Origin of the sequence: Enterococcus sp. DIV0840, from assembly GCF_050527835.1 — a bacterium.
Taxonomy (GTDB): Bacteria; Bacillota; Bacilli; order Lactobacillales; family Enterococcaceae; genus Enterococcus_L; species Enterococcus_L ureasiticus.
Genome location: NZ_CP172876.1, coordinates 3,578,484 through 3,603,337, shown reverse-complemented (window position 1 = coordinate 3,603,337; position 24,854 = coordinate 3,578,484). Strand labels below are relative to the sequence as shown.

Genomic DNA, 24,854 nt, shown 5'->3' with positions numbered 1-24,854 from the left:
ATGGCATTAACAGCTGGAATCGTAGGTTTACCTAACGTAGGGAAATCTACCCTTTTTAACGCAATTACAAAAGCAGGAGCAGAGGCGGCGAATTATCCGTTTGCAACAATTGATCCTAATGTGGGTATGGTTGAAGTACCAGATGAGCGCTTGCTGCGTTTAACAGAGTTAGTGAAACCTAAAAAAACAGTACCTACTACTTTTGAGTTTACAGATATCGCCGGAATTGTAAAAGGCGCAAGCAAAGGTGAAGGTTTAGGGAATCAATTTTTAAGCCATATTCGCCAAGTAGATGCTATTTGTCATGTGGTACGTTGTTTTGATGATGATAATATTACTCACGTTGAAGGACGTGTAGATCCGTTAGCAGATATTGATACGATCAACTTAGAATTAGTATTAGCAGATCTCGACTCTATTACGAAACGCTATGCTCGTGTGGCTAAAATAGCTAAAACAAAAGATAAAGATGCAGTAGCAGAGCTTGCAGTATTAGATAAGCTTAAACCAGTTTTAGAAGAAGGTTTGTCTGCTCGGACAATCGAATTTACTGAAGATGAGCAAAAAATTGTTAAAAGCTTATTCTTATTAACAGCAAAACCTATTTTATATGTAGCAAATGTTTCAGAAGATGAAGTAGCAGATTCTGACAACAATCCATATGTTCAGCAAGTTCGTACTTTTGCTGCAAATGAACAAGCAGAGGTAATTGTTGTTTGCGCACGTGCAGAAGAAGAAATTGCGGAATTAGATGACGAAGATAAAGCTGACTTTTTAGAAGCACTAGGCATCGAAGAATCTGGCTTAGATCAATTGATTCGTGCAGCGTATGATTTATTGGGACTAGCGACATACTTTACTGCTGGAGAACAAGAAGTTCGTGCCTGGACTTTCCGTAAGGGGATCAAAGCACCTCAAGCAGCAGGAATCATTCATACTGATTTTGAACGTGGATTTATTCGCGCAGAGACGGTTTCATTTGATGATTTGAATACGTACGGCAATATGCAGGCAGCCAAAGAAGCGGGCAAAGTTCGTTTAGAAGGAAAAGAATATATTGTTCAAGATGGCGATGTTATGCTTTTCCGTTTCAATGTATAGGAAAAAAATTGCTAAAAACTGTTTTTCTCCCTAAAAAATGTGTTAGAATACTTTTTAGGTAAAGACTGCCCCGTTGGCCACGGGCGAGGAGGACGCAAAAAATGGAATCAGAAACACTTCGAGACATTGTTTCAGAAAATCGTGAACTTGAACAAAAATTGACAAAAAGAAATGAACAATACATCTTTGACTTAAAAAAATCATTAGTTGCTGCTAACCTTTCAGAAGAAGCACAAACACTTGCTTTGCATGAAATTCTACCTCATTTAGTAGAAGGTCAAAAAAGCGGGAAGACTGCGCGTCAGCTTTTCGGAACAGTGGCTGAACGTACGGAGTCTATTTTAAATAAGCCGGAAGAACTGCCAGAGTCAACCCCAACCTTGATGTGGTTGGATAATACATTGTTATTATTTGGGGTAATGTCAATTATGTTTTCTATCACTATGATGTGGTCGAAAGGTAAATCACAACCATTAGGCTTAGTAACACTTATTCTTGCCTCAATGGTTGGTGGGTACGTATTTTATCTAATGTTTAAGTATGTTTGGCAATATGATCGCCCAGGAGTAGACAAAGCAAAACGTCCTAGCTGGATTAGAATTGGTCTGATCTTAGTTAGCGCAATGTTTTTGTGGATTGTGGTGTTTGCAGGATCTGCAATGTTGCCGCCTGTTGTCAATCCTATCTTAGATCCAATTATTGTCATTATTATTGGTGGGATTGACTTAGGAGTCCGTTACCTACTAAAGAAAAAATACAATATGCGCAGCAGTTTGGTGCGCTAAAGAATGCAAGTAGAAGAGTTTTGACCAAAGCTAACGATAGTTTCGGTCAAGGCTCTTTTTTTAACTAATGAATTAAGTAAAAGTTTCACTACCATAAAATCATTAAATATCGATAAATAAATTCAAACTAAAAAGGCTCATGTTTGAAAGAAAAGCCTCAGCACGATACCATAGAAACTAAGAATGAAATTTACAATTAATTTTCATTATGAAGAGGTGGATCAATGAAAACATGGGTCAAACAACATAGTCATTTCCTGATTTTTTTAAGTTTTTTTATATTAAGTGTCTTATCTTTATATATTGTTTATCTTCGAAATGGGCATATCATGATTGGTGACGATTACCATTTTCATCAAAATCGGATCGAAGGTTTGGCTTTATCTTTGCAGCATGGCATATTGTTGCCGAAAGTAAGCTACTTTTTTATTGGAGGATATGGGTATGCATCTAGTTTATTTTATCCAGATTTTTATCTGTATTTTCCAGCAATTATACGTATGGCAGGCTTTTCACTCGCAACTAGTTTTGTCATTTTTTCTATTGGGATCAACTTGGCTACATTTGTTTTAACCTATGTATCTGGAAGATATATGGAATTAACGAAAATTAAAAGCTACTTATTTTCATTATTGTATACTTTATCAATTTACCGGTTACAAGACTTTTTTAATCGCCAGGCTATTGGAGAGCTGTTGGCAATGGGCTTTTTTCCATTAGTTCTAGCAAGTTTATATCTATTGAAAAATGGAAAAGAGAAGAAATGGTTATTGTTAACAGTAGCTATGACAGGAATTGGTTTAGCTCATTTTATTTCATTGGAAATCGTTAGCATTTTTATAGGGATGTATATTCTTTTAAATCTGAAGTACTTTTTGAAAAAAGAGGTCATTGTTGCGATATTAAAGGCCGCAGGAGTTACTAATTTACTGCTAGCTTTCTATTTAGTGCCCGTTTTTGAACAGATGAGTCACGTTACGTTTCAAGTAACGTCTAATCCTTTGACGTTGATTTCAGATAGAAGCTACTCTTTGAGTGAACTAATAACTAACAGCTTTAAAAATAGCGTATTTCATGCTTCTTCAGCGAATATAGGCGTTATCCTGTTATTTGGTTTGGTGATCTACACAGTAATGCTTTTTAAGCGAAATTCACCCAATCGTGAGTTGGTCATTCTTGCTTTGCTATTTATGTTTATGACAACGGATCTTTTTCCTTGGCAGTTCTTTGACAATACGCCACTTAATACGATTCAGTTTCCTTGGCGCTTTTTATCGATCGTGACGTTGTTGCTAGCATTTCTTATTGCAAATGATGATATTGGATTATTTAAAAAATTTCCAAGTAGTCAGATAATCTTGATAATGGTTATTTTAATTGGCGTTGGGTTGTATGAAAAAGAAAGTATTGATACTGAAGGAAAGCGTATTTTATCGCACTACTCATACGATCAAACAAATAGCTATTATATCGGTGCTGGACACGAATATTTACCAAAAGAAGTTGATTATTCTACTATTAAAAAGAATAAAAAGCGAAAAGTCGTTTATGATGATTCTAAAATAGAAATAACAAACGTTAAAATGAACTTTGATTCGGTGGCTTTTGACTATCGCACAAATGATACAAAGAAAACAACTGTTACTGTCCCATTCATCTATTATTATGGTTATCAAGCTAAAATAGTAAGCGACGGCAACGAAAAAATAATTCCAGCCTCATTAAATAAACAAAACGGATTAGTTGATATTGAATTATCTAAAAAAGGCCGTGTTTCTATTTCTTACCAGACAACGTTGGCTCAAAAAATTTCTTTGAGTATTTCTGTTTTGACTCTTTTGACTTGTGTAACATGGAAGGTTGCAACAATGCATTCTACTAAGATGAAAACAAAGAAATAACTATAGTTATCCTTTTATTTCGATAACAAAAAAATGAGAAAACACTCATGTTTCGAGAAACGAAAAGAAAATCTCTGTAAACAGAGAAATGCGGTTGACTTACCTTTTATTATCTGTTATTTTCTTATATAAAATTAAATAGAGGAGTGGTCTAGAAAATGTCTAACTGGGAAACAAAATTCGCGAAAAAAGGTCTTACATTTGATGATGTTTTACTGATTCCAGCAGAAAGTCACGTATTGCCTAACGAAGTGGATATGAGTATCCAACTAGCTAAAAATATTAAGTTGAATATCCCTCTGATCAGTGCAAGTATGGACACCGTAACAGATAGTAAAATGGCCATTTCAATGGCTCGTCAAGGTGGTCTAGGTGTTATTCATAAAAATATGAGCATCGCGCAACAAGCAGATGAAGTTCGTAAAGTAAAACGTTCTGAAAGTGGCGTAATCATTGACCCATTTTTCTTAACACCAACGAATTTAGTAGCAGATGCAGAAAATCTGATGAGTAAATACCGTATCAGTGGAGTGCCGATCGTAGAAACGATGGACAACCGTAAATTGGTTGGTATTATTACGAACCGTGATATGCGATTTGTCACGGATTATCAAATGAAGATCGACGAAGTAATGACGAAAGACAACCTAGTTACAGCCCCAGTTGGTACTTCTCTAAAAGACGCTGAAAAGATTTTACAGAAACATAAAATCGAAAAATTACCGATTGTTGATGAAAACAACCGTTTAAGCGGCTTGATCACGATCAAAGATATTGAAAAAGTAATCGAATTTCCAAATGCAGCAAAAGATGAGCATGGACGTTTACTGGTCGCTGCGGCAGTTGGTGTTACAAGTGATACTTTTGAACGTGCGGAAGCTTTATTAGATGCAGGAGTAGATGCGATCATTATCGATACAGCTCATGGTCATAGTGCTGGCGTGATTCGTAAGATCAAAGAAATTCGTGATACATTCCCGGAAGCGACATTGATTGCTGGAAATATTGCAACAGCGGAAGGTGCTAAAGCACTTTATGATGTAGGTGTGGATGTTGTTAAGGTTGGGATCGGACCTGGTTCTATTTGTACAACGCGTGTCGTTGCAGGTGTAGGTGTTCCTCAATTGACAGCTATCTATGATGCGGCTTCTGTTGCACGTAAATATGGTAAAGCAATTATCGCTGATGGCGGGATCAAGTATTCAGGAGATATCGTAAAGGCTTTAGCTGCTGGCGGACATGCAGTTATGTTAGGTAGTATGCTAGCTGGAACAGATGAATCACCAGGTGAATTTGAAATTTATCAAGGTCGTCGTTTTAAAACATATCGCGGAATGGGTTCACTGGGCGCAATGGAAAAAGGCTCAAGTGATCGTTATTTCCAAGGCGGTGTCAACGAAGCCAATAAATTAGTTCCAGAAGGTATCGAAGGCCGTGTTGCTTATAAAGGCAGTGTGTCGGATCTTGTGTTCCAATTGATTGGTGGATTAAAATCAGGTATGGGTTATGTCGGTGCGGCAAACTTAAAACAACTACGTGAAGAAGCACAGTTTATTCAAATGAGTGGAAATGGGTTGAAAGAATCTCATCCTCATGATGTGCAAATTACAAAAGAAGCCCCTAATTACTCGGTAGAACAATAAATCGAGATAACGATAAAAAAATTCCGATGTCGCATATGACATCGGAATTTTTTTATGTTTATTGAACAGGTCGTTCATCTTTAGAGCCATAATACATATGGAGTGGTTTGGCTTTTTTTCCTAATAATTCTTTAGAAGGTAAAATTTCATAGCCTGCCCCACGTAAGTGATCGATCACAGTTGATACAGCGTCCACTGTTTCTGGATGAATGTCATGCATCAATACAATCGTATCATTATAAGCTGTATCGTCAATACGTTTAATGATCGCCTGAGCATTATGGCTTTGCCAATCTTGTGAATCGACAGACCATTGAATGATTGGTTTACCAATGATAGTTGCCACATCTTTGTTTACAGCACCATAAGGCGGTCTAAAATCAGTTGGAAGTTTGCCAATTGCACGATAGATAGCTTTGTCTGTATTTTGGACTTCATCTTTCACCGTTTGTGCATCAACTCCAGTTAATTGTGGATGTGAATAGGAGTGGCTAGCTACTTCATGGCCTTCTTCAGCCACTCGTTTTACAACGGATTCGTGTTTTACAACATTTTGCCCTAACATAAAGAATGTTGCTTTGACTCCCTTTTCTTTTAGAATATCTAGAAGTCTAGGGGTAGTCTCAGGATTAGGACCATCATCAAATGTTAGTGAAATGTATTTCTTGTCTGGATCTAAAGGTTTAGGTAATGCATCTTTGATAGAAGATACATCAATAAACTCTGGATTTACATAACCAGCAATTTCTTTATAGGACAATGTGATTTCTTTTTTACCCGTAGGATTTTCTGGTAAGCCTAAGCTGATTTTATCGGAATAATAAGTAAAGGCGGTTCCATCTAGAGAAATAATTGGCATGTTGAGTATATCATCAATAATGGCATTGCCATCGGGACTTTCAGAAAGCAATTTTTGTTGAACAACTTGCTGAACGGCTAAGACATTTGCTTCGCTCATGAAAATATCCTGCAAGCTAAGCGGCTGTTTTGTTTTTTGATTGACGAAGGCTGTATTTTTACCTTGTTCCGTTTTTTCAGACCAGTCTTCTTTCTCTTGATCCCAAGTATAGGTTTCAACGACAGGTTGATAGCTGATTACTTGTTCATTGATTTTTACCCTTTTCACATAACCGATGAGCTTGATTGCGGTCTCTTTGGGACTGTTCTTTTGAGTAACGTCGATCAAACCTGTCAATTCAGTTTTGATTGTTGGTAATTGAGGAATAGAGTCAACTGCAACAGGTTCATAAATAAGTGTCTGGATGCTGCCGTCTGTTTTTTCTTGCTCGGTAGTTTTAAATTCTTCTTGGTTTTGATCTTTCCGAATTTTTTCTAACAAGGCGGCTTCTTTTTGCTCATATTGATCATCTTCTTCAAGTTTGCTTGCTTCTTTTGGCTTATGCTGCATGGCATAGGTTGCATAAACAGCACCGCAGACTAAAATGAATGAAATCGCAAAAACGGATAGAAAAGCTATTTTTGTTGAAAAACTGTACTTATTTTTTTTGTGCCGACTATTTCGTGTTCCTGGTGGGTGATTATTTCTGTCCATAACGTTTGATCCCTCTAATTTATAAATTTGATTGTTTACAGTAACATAAATGTATCACGCTTGTTTTGGACTTTCAACAATGACTTTGTTATATGAATGATTCTTTTGATTTATTTAATTAGTTTTAAATTACCCATATATGGGATCAAAACTTCTGGAATGGTTACTGTTCCGTCTTCATTTTGATAATTTTCTAAGATAGCTGCGACTGTCCGGCCAACTGCCAAACCAGATCCATTTAGTGTGTGTGCATATTGAACTTTATCATTTTCATCACGGTAGCGGATCATCGCACGACGAGCTTGGAAATCCTCACAGTTTGAACAAGAACTGATTTCACGATAAGCATTTTGAGCTGGGATCCAGACTTCTAAGTCATATGTTTTCGCAGCTGAGAATCCCATATCACCGGTAGCTAATGACATGACGCGATAAGGTAGATTTAATTTTTGTAAAATATCTTCTGCATTTGCCGTCATTTTCTCTAATTCTTCATAAGAATGTTCTGCATCGCTAAATTTCACCATTTCTACTTTGTTGAATTGATGAAGACGAATCAAGCCTCGTGTATCACGGCCGGCACTTCCAGCTTCAGAACGGAAAGAAGGACTTAGAGCTGTGAAATAGATTGGTAAATCTTTACCGTCTAAAATTTCATTATTATAATAATTTGTTAAAGGAACCTCAGCTGTTGGGATCAATGTCATATCAGTCCCTTCTAATTGAAAAACGTCTTCTTTGAATTTAGGAAATTGACCAGTACCAAACATAGAATTGCTGTTTACAATGTAAGGGGTCATCATTTCAGTATAGCCATGGTCATAAACATGCATATCCAGCATAAAGTTGTACAATGCGCGCTCTAATCTAGCACCTAACCCTTTATAGTAGACAAAGCGACTTCCAGAAACTTTTGCTCCGCGCTCAAAATCAAGAATATCTAATTTTTCTGCTACATCCCAATGTGGTTTCGGTTCAAAAGCAAAATTTCTAGGCTCACTCCAACGGCGTACTTCAACATTATCGTCTTCATCTGCGCCTACGGGTACTGAATCATGAGGAAGATTAGGTAATGTTGTAGATATTTCATGAAGCTTAGCATCGATCGCTTCGATTTCAGTGTCCATTGCTTTGATATTACCGCCAACTTCTTTCATTTCAGCAATTTTGGCTGCGGCATCTTCTTTATTTCGTTTTAATTGTGCGATTTCTGCTGAAACATCATTCCGATATTTTTTTAATTCTTCTGATTTCACTAATAAATTACGACGACTTTCATCTAAGCGCAAGAATTCTATTAATATCTCTTCTTTTACACCACGGTTTTTCAATTTTGCTTGAACATCATCAAAATTTTGACGAATCATTTTTACATCTAACATAATTACTCCTCCTTAAATTTAAAAGCGCAATGGGTTAACCCACGTAGCTAGATAACATTGTAGTAAAATAAAAAGCCACTCCATCCCTAGAAAAAAATTCTTGGGACGAAATGACTTGAATTTCGCGGTACCACCCAAGTTCAGCTGTAACGCTGCCCTTGTAATGCAGATAACGGCTGCAGCCGGTCTGACTTATTTCGTCAAACGCATGTAATAGAGACGGACTTCTTTATAGTAGAATATTTGCTCTCACCACCGCAAACTCTCTTTGATTCAGCACTATAAATACTTTTTCTCTTTGCTTGTCATTAGGATACAAAACTTTTGTTTAGATGTCAACCTTAGCAAATCAATTTCGCTTTAAAGGTAAGTGAATAATGAAAGATGTCCAGTGATTATCGGACGTTGCATAGATATAGCCGCCATGCAAAGCTATAATACTTTGTGCGATAGCCAAACCAAGACCTGTTCCACCTGTTTCTTGGGAACGAGATTCTTCTACGCGATAGAAGCGATCGAATAATTGATCTAAGGATTTTTTAGGAATTGGCGGACCATCATTTCTAACAGCGATTACAGCTTCTGTTCCAACTTTCTCTACATCAATGACGATATTTTTACCGCCCTTACCGTATTTTAGTGCATTTGATAGTAGATTATTGAAGACACGAACTAGTTTCTCAGTATCGCCATCCATTTTTATTGATGCCGGATCAGCATTGACTTGAATCGTCATGTCATTTTTATCTGCTTCCAACTCAAAGTCAGCAGCAAGTTGTTCGATCAATTGTGCCATATCAAAACTAATCGTATTGATCGGGACGGAAGGCTGACGAACTTTTGTATATTCAAAAAGATCATCAACAAGCAGTTTCATTTGTTTCGCTTTTACATAAGCTGTATGTGTGTACTTCAGCAAATCTTCTTCATTATGAAATTGTCGATCCTCAATCAAACCTAAATATCCTATAATAGAAGTTAAAGGTGTTCTAATGTCATGACTAACGTTTGTAATCAGTTCATCTTTTGATTTTTCTATTTTACGTTCATCCTCAATGGCTGCAACAGTGCTATCAACTAGTCCGTTGATACTAGTGACAACTTTTGCTAAATCACCACTTAGCTCAAAAGGAATCCGATGATCGTAATTCCCATCAGCGATATAATGTAGTTCACTGATAATGTGACGTAATTGCATTTGGCGATAACGACGAATCAAACGCCAGTATAGTACAGCAACGTCCACTATAAAAAATATTGGTATAACAAATTTACTCAAACTCCAAAATAAATCTGTATTTAGCTCTGTTGCAAAAGCACCTTTCGTGGCCCAGATGATTCCTTGTAGTGTTTGGTTGCCACTAAGAATAACAGTAATCGAGACATTTAATAGAAGCAACAGGATAATCGTGACGATTCCTTCAGCAAGTAATTCGCTGATTTCCTTTGATGTTAAGGTAATTCGCTTTTGTTTTTCGATTTTCTTTTGTCTAACGAGCATCGATTTTATATCCAACTCCCCAAACTGTTTGAATGACTTTTTCTCCACCAGTTGCTTCTTCTATCTTATCTCTCAAGTGACTTACATGAACCATGACTGTTTTTGCAGAAACAATGCTTTCTTGCTGCCAAACTCGTTCAAAAATTTCATCAGCACTGAAGACACGATTAGGATGACTAGCTAATAGATACAAAATCCCAAATTCCAACGCCGTTAATTGAATTTCTTTTCCTTCAACTGTTTTTACCTCATGGGAATCTTTATTGATGATTAATGATCCTATTTCTAGTACATCAGGTTCATCCGCTTTAAGTTGCATTTGACTCCGTCTTAAAATAGATTTAACACGAGCCATAACTTCTAATGGATTGAATGGTTTTGTAACATAATCATCAGCACCGGCTACCAACCCTTTGATTTTATCCATATCAGTTGTTTTAGCAGTCAACATAATAATCGGAATTTGAGATTCCTTTCGTAATTCCTTAACTACTTGCATACCATCCATAATTGGCATCATGATATCTAAGATAAGTAAATCAATATCTGAAATTGTTCGAATCTTAGATAAGGCTTCTTTCCCATCATAAGCTTTAACGACTTCGTACCCTTCGTTGTGAATATAAATGCTCAGTAGTTCTACAATCTCTTTATCGTCATCAGCAACTAAAATTTTCATATCATTCATTTCCTCCATATATATAGTAGAATCCTTCTTCCTTATTCTAACAAAAAAATAGAAAAATTGACAAAAACAAAGAGAAGTTACGGGAAATTTAGAATATGTTACTAAAAATTAAGAAATAGGTCGAAAATCGCCTTTTTATTAGTTAAAAACGAACAATAAAGAACAAAAGTAATAAAACAATCGGTAACGAAAAAAACTTTAAAAAAAGTACAAATTTTAGTTGACCTAAGCCCATAATCTTGGTATATTATATCTTGTCGCAAGGCACTGATGTAACACGCCGAACGATAAGAATAATATAACAGTCTAAGTTTGAAAAAAACTTTGACAATCAGCGAAATAGTTGTTGACAAATAACAACAGTCCTGATAAACTAGTGAAGTTGTCATCGAAAACAATGACGATTAACTAAAATAGAATAACAATTCAGGTTTGAAAAAACTTGAAAAATCAGTAAGAAAGTTGTTGACAAACAGCGAGTAACCTGATAAACTAATGAAGTTGTCGCGAAATATTCGATAACATCAAGCAGAAAAAAACTTTGAAACTTTTTAAAAAAAGTGTTGACATCAAATCGAAGATTTGATATGATATAAAAGTTGCTGCGAGGTAACACAGTAGACCTTTGAAAACTGAACAAAGTAAGACGAACCAAATGTGTAGGTTGTTTTTACAACGGTAAAAACAAACAACAATTTTTAACAAAAGCGAAGCAATATGCTAGCAACCAAATGAGCTTAACAATCTTCGGATTGTGTTCAACTTTTATTATGAGAGTTTGATCCTGGCTCAGGACGAACGCTGGCGGCGTGCCTAATACATGCAAGTCGAACGCTTCTTTTCTACCGAGTGCTTGCACTCAATTGAAAAGAGGAGTGGCGGACGGGTGAGTAACACGTGGGTAACCTACCCATCAGAGGGGGATAACACTTGGAAACAGGTGCTAATACCGCATAATAGTCGACACCGCATGGTGTTGATTTGAAAGACGCTTTCGGGTGTCACTGATGGATGGACCCGCGGTGCATTAGCTAGTTGGTGAGGTAACGGCTCACCAAGGCCATGATGCATAGCCGACCTGAGAGGGTGATCGGCCACACTGGGACTGAGACACGGCCCAGACTCCTACGGGAGGCAGCAGTAGGGAATCTTCGGCAATGGACGAAAGTCTGACCGAGCAACGCCGCGTGAGTGAAGAAGGTTTTCGGATCGTAAAACTCTGTTGTTAGAGAAGAACAAGTAGGAGAGTAACTGCTCTTACCTTGACGGTATCTAACCAGAAAGCCACGGCTAACTACGTGCCAGCAGCCGCGGTAATACGTAGGTGGCAAGCGTTGTCCGGATTTATTGGGCGTAAAGCGAGCGCAGGCGGTTTCTTAAGTCTGATGTGAAAGCCCCCGGCTCAACCGGGGAGGGTCATTGGAAACTGGGAGACTTGAGTGCAGAAGAGGAGAGTGGAATTCCATGTGTAGCGGTGAAATGCGTAGATATATGGAGGAACACCAGTGGCGAAGGCGACTCTCTGGTCTGTAACTGACGCTGAGGCTCGAAAGCGTGGGGAGCAAACAGGATTAGATACCCTGGTAGTCCACGCCGTAAACGATGAGTGCTAAGTGTTGGAGGGTTTCCGCCCTTCAGTGCTGCAGCTAACGCATTAAGCACTCCGCCTGGGGAGTACGACCGCAAGGTTGAAACTCAAAGGAATTGACGGGGGCCCGCACAAGCGGTGGAGCATGTGGTTTAATTCGAAGCAACGCGAAGAACCTTACCAGGTCTTGACATCCTTTGACCACTCGAGAGATTGAGCTTTCCCTTCGGGGACAAAGTGACAGGTGGTGCATGGTTGTCGTCAGCTCGTGTCGTGAGATGTTGGGTTAAGTCCCGCAACGAGCGCAACCCCTATTGTTAGTTGCCATCATTTAGTTGGGCACTCTAGCGAGACTGCCGGTGACAAACCGGAGGAAGGTGGGGATGACGTCAAATCATCATGCCCCTTATGACCTGGGCTACACACGTGCTACAATGGGAAGTACAACGAGTCGCTAGGCCGCGAGGTCATGCAAATCTCTTAAAGCTTCTCTCAGTTCGGATTGTAGGCTGCAACTCGCCTACATGAAGCCGGAATCGCTAGTAATCGCGGATCAGCACGCCGCGGTGAATACGTTCCCGGGCCTTGTACACACCGCCCGTCACACCACGAAAGTTTGTAACACCCGAAGTCGGTGAGGTAACCCTTGTGGAGCCAGCCGCCTAAGGTGGGATAGATGATTGGGGTGAAGTCGTAACAAGGTAGCCGTATCGGAAGGTGCGGCTGGATCACCTCCTTTCTAAGGAATATTACGGAAACTTACACATTCGTCGATACTTTGTTCAGTTTTGAGAGGTTTACTCTTATAAATAGAAGTTAATCATCGGATTATCTTTCTTCTTATATGATACTCTCAAACGAATTGTTCATTGAAAACTGGATATTGAAGTAAAAAAGTAATCAAAACAAACCGAGAACACCGCGTTGGATAGTAAATTTATTTATTGTTCGAAGCTTATTTTATTGGTAACGTCTCTATCGCTAGAGAAACGAACCAAACAATTGACCGTAAGGTCATAAGGTTAAGTGAATAAGGGCGCACGGTGGATGCCTTGGCATTAGGAGCCGATGAAGGACGGGACTAACACCGATATGCTTTGGGGAGCTGTAAGTGAGCTATGATCCAGAGATTTCCGAATGGGGAAACCCAACATCTTTTATAGGATGTTACTTTCCAGTGAATACATAGCTGGTTAGAGGTAGACGCAGAGAACTGAAACATCTAAGTACCTGCAGGAAGAGAAAGAAAATTCGATTCCCTGAGTAGCGGCGAGCGAAACGGGAAGAGCCCAAACCAACAAGCTTGCTTGTTGGGGTTGTAGGACTCCGATGTGGTAGTCTGTCAAGATAGTCGAAGAACCTGGAAAGGTTCGCCAAAGTGGGTAATAGCCCCGTAGACGAAATGTTGGCAACACCTAGGAGTATCCTGAGTACGGCGGAACACGAGAAATTCCGTCGGAATCCGCGGGGACCATCCCGCAAGGCTAAATACTCCCTAATGACCGATAGTGAACCAGTACCGTGAGGGAAAGGTGAAAAGCACCCCGGAAGGGGAGTGAAATAGATCCTGAAACCGTGTGCCTACAACAAGTCAAAGCCCGTTAATGGGTGATGGCGTGCCTTTTGTAGAATGAACCGGCGAGTTACGATTGCATGCGAGGTTAAGGTGAAGAGCCGGAGCCGCAGCGAAAGCGAGTCTGAATAGGGCGAATGAGTATGTAGTCGTAGACCCGAAACCATGTGATCTACCCATGGCCAGGTTGAAGGTGTGGTAAAACGCACTGGAGGACCGAACCCACGTACGTTGAAAAGTGCGGGGATGAGCTGTGGGTAGCGGAGAAATTCCAAACGAACTTGGAGATAGCTGGTTCTCTCCGAAATAGCTTTAGGGCTAGCCTCGGAATTAAGAATGATGGAGGTAGAGCACTGTTTGGACTAGGGGCCCATCTCGGGTTACCGAATTCAGATAAACTCCGAATGCCATTCATTTATATCCGGGAGTCAGACTGCGAGTGATAAGATCCGTAGTCGAAAGGGAAACAGCCCAGACCACCAGCTAAGGTCCCAAAATATATGTTAAGTGGAAAAGGATGTGGGGTTGCACAGACAACTAGGATGTTGGCTCAGAAGCAGCCACCATTTAAAGAGTGCGTAATAGCTCACTAGTCGAGTGACCCTGCGCCGAAAATGTACCGGGGCTAAACATATTACCGAAGCTGTGGATTACACCTCTGGTGTAATGGTAGGAGAGCGTTCTAAGGGCGTTGAAGGTCGATCGTGAGGACGGCTGGAGCGCTTAGAAGTGAGAATGCCGGTATGAGTAGCGAAAGACGGGTGAGAATCCCGTCCACCGTATGACTAAGGTTTCCTGGGGAAGGCTCGTCCGCCCAGGGTTAGTCGGGACCTAAGCCGAGGCCGAAAGGCGTAGGCGATGGACAACAGGTTGATATTCCTGTACCAGTTGTTTTTGTTTGAGCAATGGAGGGACGCAGGAGGCTAAGAAATGCATGCGACTGGAAGTGCATGTCCAAGCAGTAAGTCTTGAGTAGAGTCAAATGCTTTACTCTATACGGACAAGCTGTGATGGGGAGGGAAATAATAGTACCGAAGTTTCTGATGTCACACTGTCAAGAAAAGCTTCTAGTGAGAAAACAACTGCCCGTACCGTAAACCGACACAGGTAGTCGAGGAGAGTATCCTAAGGTGTGCGAGTGAACTCTCGTTAAGGAACTCGGCAAAATGACCCCGTAACTTCGGGAGAAGGGGTGCTGACTTCGGTCAGCCGCAGTGAATAGGCCCAAGCGACTGTTTATCAAAAACACAGGTCTCTGCAAAATCGAAAGATGAAGTATAGGGGCTGACGCCTGCCCGGTGCTGGAAGGTTAAGAGGATGGGTTAGCTTCGGCGAAGCTCAGAATTGAAGCCCCAGTAAACGGCGGCCGTAACTATAACGGTCCTAAGGTAGCGAAATTCCTTGTCGGGTAAGTTCCGACCCGCACGAAAGGCGTAACGATTTGGGCACTGTCTCAACGAGAGACTCGGTGAAATTTTAGTACCTGTGAAGATGCAGGTTACCCGCGACAGGACGGAAAGACCCCATGGAGCTTTACTGTAGCTTGATATTGAGTGTTTGTACCACATGTACAGGATAGGTAGGAGCCGATGAACCCGGAACGCTAGTTTCGGTGGAGGCGCTGGTGGGATACTACCCTTGTGTTATGAACCCTCTAACCCGCACCACTTATCGTGGTGGGAGACAGTGTCAGGTGGGCAGTTTGACTGGGGCGGTCGCCTCCTAAAGAGTAACGGAGGCGCCCAAAGGTTCCCTCAGAATGGTTGGAAATCATTCGCAGAGTGTAAAGGCAGAAGGGAGCTTGACTGCGAGACTTACAAGTCGAGCAGGGACGAAAGTCGGGCTTAGTGATCCGGTGGTTCCGCATGGAAGGGCCATCGCTCAACGGATAAAAGCTACCCTGGGGATAACAGGCTTATCTCCCCCAAGAGTCCACATCGACGGGGAGGTTTGGCACCTCGATGTCGGCTCGTCGCATCCTGGGGCTGTAGTCGGTCCCAAGGGTTGGGCTGTTCGCCCATTAAAGCGGCACGCGAGCTGGGTTCAGAACGTCGTGAGACAGTTCGGTCCCTATCCGTCGCGGGCGTTGGAAATTTGAGAGGAGCTGTCCTTAGTACGAGAGGACCGGGATGGACTTACCGCTGGTGTACCAGTTGTTCTGCCAAGGGCATTGCTGGGTAGCTATGTAGGGAAGGGATAAACGCTGAAAGCATCTAAGTGTGAAGCCCACCTCAAGATGAGATTTCCCATTTCTTTAAGAAAGTAAGACCCCTGAGAGATGATCAGGTAGATAGGTTGGAAGTGGAAGTGCAGTGATGTACGGAGCGGACCAATACTAATCGGTCGAGGACTTAACCTAAGAAACGAATAAAAAAGTGTTTAACCACGTTTTGATTACGTACTTCAATCCAGTTTTGAGTGAATAATCACTCAACTTAATAGCAACAACACCCAGTGTGGTGGCGATAGCGAGAAGGATACACCTGTTCCCATGCCGAACACAGAAGTTAAGCTTCTTAGCGCCGATTGTAGTGAAGGGTTTCCCTTTGTGAGAGTAGGACGTCGCCACGCTAAAGTGTTGTCTTGGAGGTTTAGCTCAGCTGGGAGAGCACCTGCCTTACAAGCAGGGGGTCGGCGGTTCGATCCCGTCAACCTCCATTTTTTGAGCCGTTAGCTCAGTTGGTAGAGCATCTGACTTTTAATCAGAGGGTCGCAGGTTCGAGCCCTGCACGGCTCATAGGAATATTTTGCGGGTGTGGCGGAATTGGCAGACGCACTAGATTTAGGATCTAGCGCCTTACGGCGTGGGGGTTCAAGTCCCTTCACCCGCATTTTTAGTCTCGTTTTATTACTAGGCGATTATAACGCCGGCTTAGCTCAGTTGGTAGAGCATCTGATTTGTAATCAGAGGGTCGAGGGTTCAAATCCTTTAGCCGGCATCCAGACTGCGGAAATAGCTCAGTGGTAGAGCACCACCTTGCCAAGGTGGGGGTCGCGGGTTCGAACCCCGTTTTCCGCTTAGCCTTTTCAAAACGCCGGGGTGGCGGAACTGGCAGACGCACAGGACTTAAAATCCTGCGGTGAGTGATCACCGTACCGGTTCGATTCCGGTCCTCGGCATTGCTTTGAAACACTATGAATGGCAATTGTAAAATTGACAGAATAGATGTTGAAAGGTACAAAGCAGATGAATATATCTGACTTTGATCCTTGTTTTAGCACCCATAGCTCAACTGGATAGAGTGCTTGACTACGAATCAAGAGGTTAGGGGTTCGACTCCCTTTGGGTGCATAGTTAAAGTGTTTGACTGAGGATTAGAAGGTTCAGAGAATTTAGTTCCTTTTAAGCGTTTAGTCTTTTTTTATTATTATAGCTACGGGAAGTAGCTCAGCTTGGTAGAGCACTTGGTTTGGGACCAAGGGGTCGCAGGTTCGAATCCTGTCTTCCCGATTTAAAGAACAGAGTAATTACTCTGTTCTTTTTTGTTCGATTGAGTAACTAACTATTTCAATATATTTATCTTTTCTTATCAATTTGGGCATTCTTCTTTATTAAACAGTTGAAGTTATGTATAATTAAGGTCAGTATTAGTCAAGGGAAAAGGATGAGTGTGATGAGTAATCAAAATACTTCTGATTTAATAGAAGCATATTTAAAAAAGATTCTTGAAGAAAGCAGTAAAATTGAGATTCGTAGAGCTGAAATGGCTCATTTATTCAATTGTGTTCCCTCCCAGATTAATTATGTTATCAACACACGTTTTACGATTCAACGTGGCTATTCTGTTGAGAGTAAACGTGGCGGCGGTGGTTATATTAGGATCGCCAAAGTTCAAATTTCTGATAGTGATCAATTACTAAAACAAATGGCTCAGTTTACGGGTAATGAGCTTTCAGAAAAAGATGCGCTGATTTTTGTACAAAAATTGTATGAAGAAGACGTAATCACCAAAAGAGAAGGAAATCTGATGTTGTCAGTTCTTGGCAAATCAGTTTTAGGCAAAGCAGGATCGAATGAAGATTATTTACGTGCTCAATTGATGCATTCATTTTTAGAACGTTTGAGTTACGAGGAGGAATGATAGTATGGATGAATTATTTACAGAAAGTGCCAAGGCGGTATTAGCTATTGCACAAGAAGAAGCAAAATATTTTAGGCATCAATCTGTGGGCTCAGAACATTTATTGTTAGCATTAGTTTTAGAGCCAAATGGAATTGCTGGGAAATCACTACGTCAGTTGAATGCAGATAAAAATGATATTCGTGAAGAAATCGAGCATTTAACTGGCTATGGAACGGTTAAAGGATATCCTAAAGGGGCCTATTTACCTTATTCTCCTCGTGCAAAACAAATTTTTGCTTACGCAGGCGACGAAGCGAAACGTTTAGGCGCACCGAATATCGGAACAGAGCATATTTTACTAGGTTTATTAAGAGATGAAGATATTTTGGCTTCACGTATTTTATTGAATTTAGGTTTGAGTTTATCTAAGATGCGTCAGTTGCTAATGAAGAAAATAGGCATTACTGACCCGCAAATGAGTGGGAATGTAGGGCGTCGTCGCAATAATCAGGCTCAAAAAGCTGCACCTAAAGGAACGCCAACGTTGGATTCATTAGCACGTGATTTAACGAAATTAGCGCGCGAAAATGATTTAGATCCTGTTGTCGGACGTTCACAAGAGGTTAGACGATTGATCCAAATTCTAAGTCGTCGTACAAAGAACAATCCAGTATTAGTTGGTGAACCTGGTGTGGGTAAGACAGCGATCGCTGAAGGTTTGGCCCAAAAAATTGTGAACGGTGAAGTTCCTGATGATATGCTGGAAAAACGATTGATGATGTTGGATATGGGCGCTTTAGTTGCCGGTACCAAGTATCGTGGTGAATTTGAAGATCGACTAAAAAAAGTAATTGATGAAATTTATCAAGACGGAGAAGTAATTTTGTTTATTGACGAATTGCATACCTTGATCGGTGCAGGTGGTGCTGAGGGTGCGATTGATGCATCAAATATTTTAAAACCAGCACTTGCAAGAGGCGAATTACAAACAATTGGTGCAACAACATTAGATGAATACCAAAAATATATTGAAAAAGATTCTGCTTTAGAACGTCGTTTTGCTCGTGTGCAAGTTGATGAACCAACGCCAGAAGAAGCAGAAGAAATTTTGAAAGGTTTGCGTTCTCGCTATGAAGAACATCATGGTGTAGAAATCACAGATGAAGCGCTACATGCGGCAGTTCAATTGTCAGTACGTTATATTAACTCTCGTCAGTTACCAGATAAAGCAATCGATTTGATGGACGAGTCTTCAGCTAAAGTTCGTTTAGATTTAGCGGATGAGCCTTCTGAAATCAATAGTTTACGCATAGAGATCGCTCATTTAGTGCAAGAAAAAGAAGAAGCGATTCAATCACAATCTTTTGAAAGTGCAGCAAGACTACGCCAAAAAGAGAAAAAACTAGCCCGCAAATTAGAGAATATCCTACTATTAGAACAAAAAGAAGCTTCTGGATATGCTAACCGTGTGACGGAGCAAGATGTTGCAAATGTTGTTTCACAATGGACAGGCGTACCATTGCAACAGTTAGAGAAAAAAGAAAGCGAACGTTTACTTGAATTAGAAAGCATTCTACATCATCGAGTAGTAGGTCAAAATGAAGCTGTGCAAGCTGTGTCACGTGCGATTCGTAGAGCCCGCAGTGGGTTGAAAGATCCAGACAGACCAATTGGATCGTTTATGTTTTTAGGCCCGACAGGTGTTGGTAAAACGGAATTAGCGAAAGCATTAGCTGAAACAATGTTTGGTAGTGAAGACGCACTTGTTCGAGTGGATATGTCTGAGTTTATGGAGAAATATAGTACTAGCCGTTTGATTGGTTCACCTCCAGGTTATGTTGGATATGAAGAAGGCGGACAGTTAACTGAAAAAATCCGTCAAAAACCATATTCTGTTATTTTGCTAGACGAAGTAGAAAAGGCGCATCCAGATGTATTTAATATTTTATTACAAGTATTGGACGACGGTCATTTAACCGATTCTAAAGGACGTAAGGTGGACTTTAGAAATACGATTTTGATCATGACGTCAAACATAGGTGCAACAGCGATTCGTGAAGAAAAAAATGTCGGGTTTAATGTAAAAGACCTAACAAAAGACTACGATGCAATGCAAAAACGAATCATGGAAGAATTGAAAAAAGCATTCCGTCCAGAGTTTTTGAATCGTGTAGATGAAACAGTTGTCTTCCGTTCATTAGATCAAGCGGAAATCCATGAAATCGTGAAAATTATGAGTAAATCTATTGTTCAGCGTCTGAAAGAGCAAGATGTCAATGTGAAAATCACAGCAGCAGCGATCGAAGTAATCGGGAAAGTCGGGTTTGATCCAGAATATGGCGCACGGCCAATTCGTCGAGCGTTACAAAAAGAGGTGGAAGATCGTTTAAGTGAAGCATTACTTTCTGGTCAAATTCATCTAGGTGATAAAGTAACGATTGGTGCAAGTAAAGGGAAAATAACATTAAATGTTAAGTCACCTAAGCCTGACCAAGTATTACAAACAATTTAATATTTAATTCGAACTTAGGACGTAAGCCTCTAAGAAAAATCCAGATACCAGTCAAATTGATTGGCATCTGGATTTTTTTGCAAAAAAAGATCACTATTGATAGAAAAAATGATATCATATTCGCTATTAATCTATTAATTGAGAGTATTCTTTAGGAACAATTTATTTCGTTTCACTTTCAAATGGATCTTTTTCTTATCACTTGCAAATGATAAGAAAGATGATTTTTTTACTTACATAATCTGTGTTTTCTAGCAGAGAATTGAAGCATCTATGATAGTATCAATGTTGATATCTTAGTGAACGTAACTTTTATAGAGTACTTATTTCAGTTCCGAAGCCAATTAGTCAGAGAACAATTAATAGATGACAAAATTCGTGAAGGGATAAAACTCTTTGAGTGCTAATATCATTGAAAATCTGAATAAACGGTGTAAAAAGTCAATTTCTTCACCAATTTCGTAAACGATTTGTGCTACAACCTCATTTATCGAAAAAAGCATGGGTATGATAATTTTCAAAAAGTTGAGTCTATAGTTAAAAAAAGAACAAAAAAAAAGAACTATGTTGTGTTAACCTTGAAATAGAGTTACCGCTTTCGTAGCATAAAAATACACAAGGGATGGAAATTAATGAATTCGAAAAGAATTGAGGTGGAGTAATCTTAGCTTTAGGATTAAGTCTTTTCATCGGATAATATGGCGATGCTGCTTCAGTATTCACTGGAAATATTAATTTTAAAAGGATAAGATACGACGACACAAAAATGCAAAGGTTCATTCAATTGATATTAAAAAACACTAGAATTAGGAAAGATAGAACTTCACAGAATGAAGGAGGACAAAAAAATGATGAAAAAAAATATCCTGCTGGTAATTAGTTTGCTCGCTCTAACACAGATACTACCAATTGAAACTTTGGCGAACAATGATATTCAATCTAGTGATTCAAATGAAATACTAGAAAAAACTACAAAAACGTTGGAAGATATGCAGTTAAAAAATATTCTTCCAGGAAATTTGGACTATTCTGCAAATAGTACTGAATTTTCTACAGGAGATCAGTATAGGGGCACTCTTCATCTAGTTAATACAGATGGAAACACTATTTCTGCATCAACTAAAATAATCGTAGCTATTCCAGCCGCCGCCGTAGACTATAGCACATGGGATTTTACTGACCCGACCTTATCAAATTTATTTGATGTAGTTATTTCTGCAGATCAAGGAATTATTACTTTTATTCTAAAATCAGATATTATAGGTGTGGCAGATATTAGTGTACCCTTTAGTACAATTATTATTGGCCCTGAAAATACAAGTTACCCTGTTAGCGTTTCTGCACAGAATACCGATGGTAGTTTTACTGATGTAGTGGTAAATAATAATCAAATAATAATTCCTAAAGCTGATATTCCCAATCCTAGTTATGGTATTTTAAATATGTATTGGGGTGTAAAGGATAGCAATCTGTCTAATACATTTTTAGGAAAAAACCCAATAGCAATTGATAATATTAGTACTGGAGTTTTTTCTAGAACAACAAATAATATCCAGAATTTTATTGAAATTAACCCTGAACAAAAAAATATATTGAGTAATGATGAACACTATGAAGTCAACTATGAAATACATTCTACTAGAAACGTAGGGGATATTTATTTAGATGAAATAGAAGTGGTAGATGCAACTGCGAATAAAATTGTCCCAGAGAGTGAATATGAAAGCCTATTCATAAGTGATAGTTCTATTTATATTATAATTAACAGCCCTGAGCAATCAGGAACGCATGAAGATGGCAGTAAAATAATACAAACAAATCACAAATATATTGTTAATTTAACATCATTAGCAACAAATGATGGTGACGTTTATAATTCCAATTCTTCCTTACAAATTAAAAATGACAGCTCAGTAATCAATGAAGAATCCTTTGGTTTAAATAATATTTTTACCACTCAAGGATTCAGTGTTATATTTCCCAATATTACTGCAGATAATAAAATATATGAAGTAGGTGAGTTAACTGTTGCAAATATTTCAGGAAAAGTAACAGCAGGAATTTTTGCAACAGATACAATTGATGGAAATTTAACAGATAATATTAAAACAGATTATAAAGATCTTTTATCTAAAAAAGACACGATAGGTGTTTATCCTGAACAAGTGAGCTATTCTGTAACAAATTCTTTAGGGTACACTTCTATCAAAAATATCATTGTTACTATCACTGATAAACAAAGAGGAAAAGATGTTACCATTAAATACGTTGATACTGACGAAAATACAATCTCTGATGATATAGTAAAGTCAGGTAATGTTGGTGAAGATTATACAACAGAACAAAAAAATATTGATGGCTATACGTTCAAAGAGGTTCAAGGTAATGCAACAGGTCAATTTACAGATCAAGCCCAAACAGTTATTTATGTTTATACAAAGAATAAAGTTGAATCAGAAAAACCGAATAACCATTCAAATCATAAAGTTGATCCTGTAAATTCAGAAAAACCAGATAATAATTCAAATCATAAAGAAAAGAGAAACAATGACAAAGATTTACTATATTTAAATCAGCAGAAATTGCCTAAAACAGGTGAAAATAAAAGAATCTCCTTGGTGGGTATTTTCTTAGGAATTATTCTTTTATTTTCTACTTTAGGCACCTCAATTCATCGATTTATAAAACTTGAAAAATAGTTTTGATAAAAAGTTATAAAGTGCGTGTTTTTTTACTTAATATTGGTAAAGAGAATCAGTAAAATAAAGTTAGGAGCTTGAGGCATAAGTCTCAAGACAAATGAAAAAGAAGCCCGAAAATCTTAAAAAAGGATTTTCAGGCTTCTATTTTTTTTGATTATCCAAATAACCAACCTTGTTTGCTAGCTTATTTAGCTCATATTTCCTTTATCGATGACATCGTCAGTTAGAAACTGAGTGATTAGGTCTATTAGAGAAGACAAATTGGGATTGTGAAGAAAACGTGTATCTACATATTTTGTTGCTTTTACTTTTTTATCGGAAAATATACGAGGATTTAAAGCTGTATGTATAATTAAATCAATGGGTTGAGTTACGTTGTTTACCCCTGAAAAAAATTCGACATTTATAATGTCAGAGAAATAGTCTGTTAAAATACGCAACAATTTGGTTTCAATAGTGGGTTCTAAATCGGTACAAAAGCTAATGATGATTTTTTTTGAAAAAGTAGAAGGTGGATAAATTGTCGATAAAATAGTGCTGTAACGATATGTCAAAAAGGATTTGACTTCTTGATTCAAGGGTACCTCTTCTTCAATTAAATCTATAATATTATTAATGACTGGCACCATATTCTTGTGGTTAGAAAACAGTAATTGTTTATTGTTGATAATATAGTTGTTATTAAATAGAAGCAAGTGCATATGAGTACAAATTAAATAATTGGACACGATACGCGTATTCTCTTTTGACAATGAACCAAGTGTTTCTGTAATGAAGGCTAAAATTCGAATATTTAGTTGTACGTAAGTGTTCATTGCATCAGAACATAGCTTGGTAGTGTTAAAATCTGTGTCAAAATAGGAGTAGTATTTAGATTTAGTCGCTAGCCAAAAGTAAAAATAGTAGAACTCTCCTTCTGTTGGAAACAATGATTTATTTTGTTGCATATGTGTTATGAAAAGGTTCAAAAAAGAACGGTAGCTTGAATCATATTGATTGACTTCAAAGAGTTCTCCACACTTGACTCGTACTTCTTGAATAGCCAAGGAATAGTTGATTCTTCGCTGGTCAATCAATGAGAATGCTCGCGTAGCATTTTGTAATAGTTGTGTCGTTTTGTCCAGGATTGCTTGTTCTTCAACTGTTTTAAAAGGCCAAGAACTTCCTTTGAAAAATTCCCAGAAGAATTCTTCCGACAGGCGCCGAATATTGGCTTCATTGCCTTCTAAGTAGTACATGCTATTGCTAATTTTTAGGGAAATAGAAAAATATGCTAAGACTTGTTTAAAATCTTTGATTTTATTCTTTAAAACCGAATCACTAATAAAAAATTCGATAGGAAAAAAAGCTTTGTTTACTTTATTATGTAAAATTAATTGGTTTAAAAATTGAACAGGCCACATATTAAAGAGGATATCGCGATAATATTGACCGAATTCAAAGGCATTTTTTATTTCTAATAAGTAGCCTAGCTTTTTTTCCGATTTTAAAAAATAGCAATTGTTTTTTGGGGATTCTTTTTCGATTTGATTTAAATATTTTCTTAACGTAGCTCGTGTATACCCTAATGATAAATGCAATTCTTCGAGTGTCATCCATCCATTTTTATACTCTAAGGTCTTCATTACAGCAAGTTTCTTCTTGGTTTCTGGTTCATAAAGAAAGTTTAAAAGTTTCTCTAAGGTAGTAGCCATTTATAAGCTCCTTTCTGCGGAAAGACTTTTTTTTTATTGAAATCGAAAAAAAAAATATCCCTTAAAAGTAAAAAAAAATAATATGATTAGTATACAAAAAAAATATTCTATTATTATTATAATTTAAAAATGGTGAAAATAAAATTTTTTTGATCGAACCTTATAAAA

The 24,854-nt window shown here is 38.5% G+C and carries 12 protein-coding genes, 8 tRNA genes, 3 rRNA genes and 1 other annotated feature; of the genes, 18 read left to right on the top strand and 5 right to left on the bottom strand.

Annotation, left to right across the window (positions count from 1 at the left end; all coding sequences use genetic code 11):
* The 4 genes from ychF (at nt 1) to guaB (ending at nt 5,430) form a co-directional block, all read left to right on the top strand.
* On the top strand, nt 1-1,101 hold the full coding sequence (gene ychF / locus IGL98_RS17155) for a redox-regulated ATPase YchF (protein ID WP_069647123.1): 1,101 nt from the start codon (nt 1-3) through the stop codon (nt 1,099-1,101).
* 101 nt (nt 1,102-1,202) lie between these two features.
* On the top strand, nt 1,203-1,886 hold the full coding sequence (locus tag IGL98_RS17150; RefSeq protein WP_206912711.1) for a DUF1129 domain-containing protein: 684 nt from the start codon (nt 1,203-1,205) through the stop codon (nt 1,884-1,886).
* Nucleotides 1,887-2,110: 224 nt separating this feature from the next.
* The gene (locus tag IGL98_RS17145) at nt 2,111-3,787 is read left to right on the top strand and encodes a 6-pyruvoyl-tetrahydropterin synthase-related protein (RefSeq protein WP_206912708.1); all 1,677 of its coding nucleotides are present in this window, start codon (nt 2,111-2,113) and stop codon (nt 3,785-3,787) included.
* A gap of 158 nt (nt 3,788-3,945) precedes the next feature.
* The gene (gene guaB / locus IGL98_RS17140) at nt 3,946-5,430 is read left to right on the top strand and encodes an IMP dehydrogenase (RefSeq protein WP_206912705.1); all 1,485 of its coding nucleotides are present in this window, start codon (nt 3,946-3,948) and stop codon (nt 5,428-5,430) included.
* Between the two features lie 58 nt (nt 5,431-5,488).
* Here the strand turns inward: guaB and IGL98_RS17135 are convergent, their stop codons facing one another.
* The 4 genes from IGL98_RS17135 to IGL98_RS17120 all read right to left on the bottom strand — a co-directional run bounded on the left by IGL98_RS17135 (nt 5,489) and on the right by IGL98_RS17120 (nt 10,553).
* Nucleotides 5,489-6,982: a polysaccharide deacetylase family protein gene (locus IGL98_RS17135; protein ID WP_206912679.1), complete on the bottom strand. Its 1,494-nt coding sequence runs from the start codon at nt 6,980-6,982 to the stop codon at nt 5,489-5,491.
* Between the two features lie 110 nt (nt 6,983-7,092).
* Entirely contained in the window at nt 7,093-8,364 is a 1,272-nt protein-coding gene (gene serS, locus IGL98_RS17130; RefSeq protein ID WP_069647128.1) for a serine--tRNA ligase, read from the bottom strand.
* A gap of 98 nt (nt 8,365-8,462) precedes the next feature.
* Nucleotides 8,463-8,675 (bottom strand) — a binding site (T-box leader).
* Nucleotides 8,676-8,713: 38 nt separating this feature from the next.
* On the bottom strand, nt 8,714-9,865 hold the full coding sequence (locus IGL98_RS17125) for a sensor histidine kinase (protein WP_069647129.1): 1,152 nt from the start codon (nt 9,863-9,865) through the stop codon (nt 8,714-8,716).
* Entirely contained in the window at nt 9,855-10,553 is a 699-nt protein-coding gene (locus IGL98_RS17120) for a response regulator transcription factor (protein WP_069647139.1), read from the bottom strand. Before IGL98_RS17120 ends, IGL98_RS17125 begins: the two co-directional genes overlap by 11 nt.
* Before the next feature lie 766 nt (nt 10,554-11,319).
* Here IGL98_RS17120 and IGL98_RS17115 point away from each other — a divergent pair.
* From IGL98_RS17115 to IGL98_RS17050, 14 genes are all read left to right on the top strand, one after another.
* Nucleotides 11,320-12,880, top strand: a 16S ribosomal RNA gene (locus tag IGL98_RS17115).
* 281 nt (nt 12,881-13,161) lie between these two features.
* Nucleotides 13,162-16,073, top strand: a 23S ribosomal RNA gene (locus IGL98_RS17110).
* 96 nt (nt 16,074-16,169) lie between these two features.
* Nucleotides 16,170-16,285, top strand: a 5S ribosomal RNA gene (rrf, locus tag IGL98_RS17105).
* The 16S, 23S and 5S rRNA genes sit together here with 8 tRNA genes alongside, the layout of an rRNA operon.
* A gap of 14 nt (nt 16,286-16,299) precedes the next feature.
* Nucleotides 16,300-16,372, top strand: a tRNA-Val gene (locus tag IGL98_RS17100).
* A 6-nt stretch (nt 16,373-16,378) separates the two neighbouring features.
* Nucleotides 16,379-16,451 (top strand) — tRNA-Lys (locus IGL98_RS17095).
* A 12-nt stretch (nt 16,452-16,463) separates the two neighbouring features.
* Nucleotides 16,464-16,545 (top strand) — tRNA-Leu (locus IGL98_RS17090).
* 35 nt (nt 16,546-16,580) lie between these two features.
* A tRNA-Thr gene (locus IGL98_RS17085) sits at nt 16,581-16,653 on the top strand.
* Between the two features lie 8 nt (nt 16,654-16,661).
* Nucleotides 16,662-16,733: transfer RNA gene (locus IGL98_RS17080), tRNA-Gly, on the top strand.
* A gap of 15 nt (nt 16,734-16,748) precedes the next feature.
* A tRNA-Leu gene (locus IGL98_RS17075) sits at nt 16,749-16,834 on the top strand.
* 98 nt (nt 16,835-16,932) lie between these two features.
* Nucleotides 16,933-17,006: transfer RNA gene (locus IGL98_RS17070), tRNA-Arg, on the top strand.
* An 85-nt stretch (nt 17,007-17,091) separates the two neighbouring features.
* Nucleotides 17,092-17,165, top strand: a tRNA-Pro gene (locus IGL98_RS17065).
* 163 nt (nt 17,166-17,328) lie between these two features.
* Complete coding sequence (locus IGL98_RS17060) at nt 17,329-17,796, top strand: CtsR family transcriptional regulator (protein ID WP_206847204.1); 468 nt, start codon at nt 17,329-17,331, stop codon at nt 17,794-17,796.
* Nucleotides 17,797-17,800: 4 nt separating this feature from the next.
* Complete coding sequence (locus IGL98_RS17055) at nt 17,801-20,290, top strand: ATP-dependent Clp protease ATP-binding subunit (protein ID WP_206913463.1); 2,490 nt, start codon at nt 17,801-17,803, stop codon at nt 20,288-20,290.
* An 848-nt stretch (nt 20,291-21,138) separates the two neighbouring features.
* Nucleotides 21,139-22,989: a MucBP domain-containing protein gene (locus IGL98_RS17050; protein WP_242590320.1), complete on the top strand. Its 1,851-nt coding sequence runs from the start codon at nt 21,139-21,141 to the stop codon at nt 22,987-22,989.
* 191 nt (nt 22,990-23,180) lie between these two features.
* Here IGL98_RS17050 and IGL98_RS17045 read toward each other — a convergent pair whose 3' ends face one another.
* Nucleotides 23,181-24,686: a helix-turn-helix domain-containing protein gene (locus IGL98_RS17045; protein WP_206913472.1), complete on the bottom strand. Its 1,506-nt coding sequence runs from the start codon at nt 24,684-24,686 to the stop codon at nt 23,181-23,183.
* Nucleotides 24,687-24,854 lie beyond the last annotated feature (168 nt).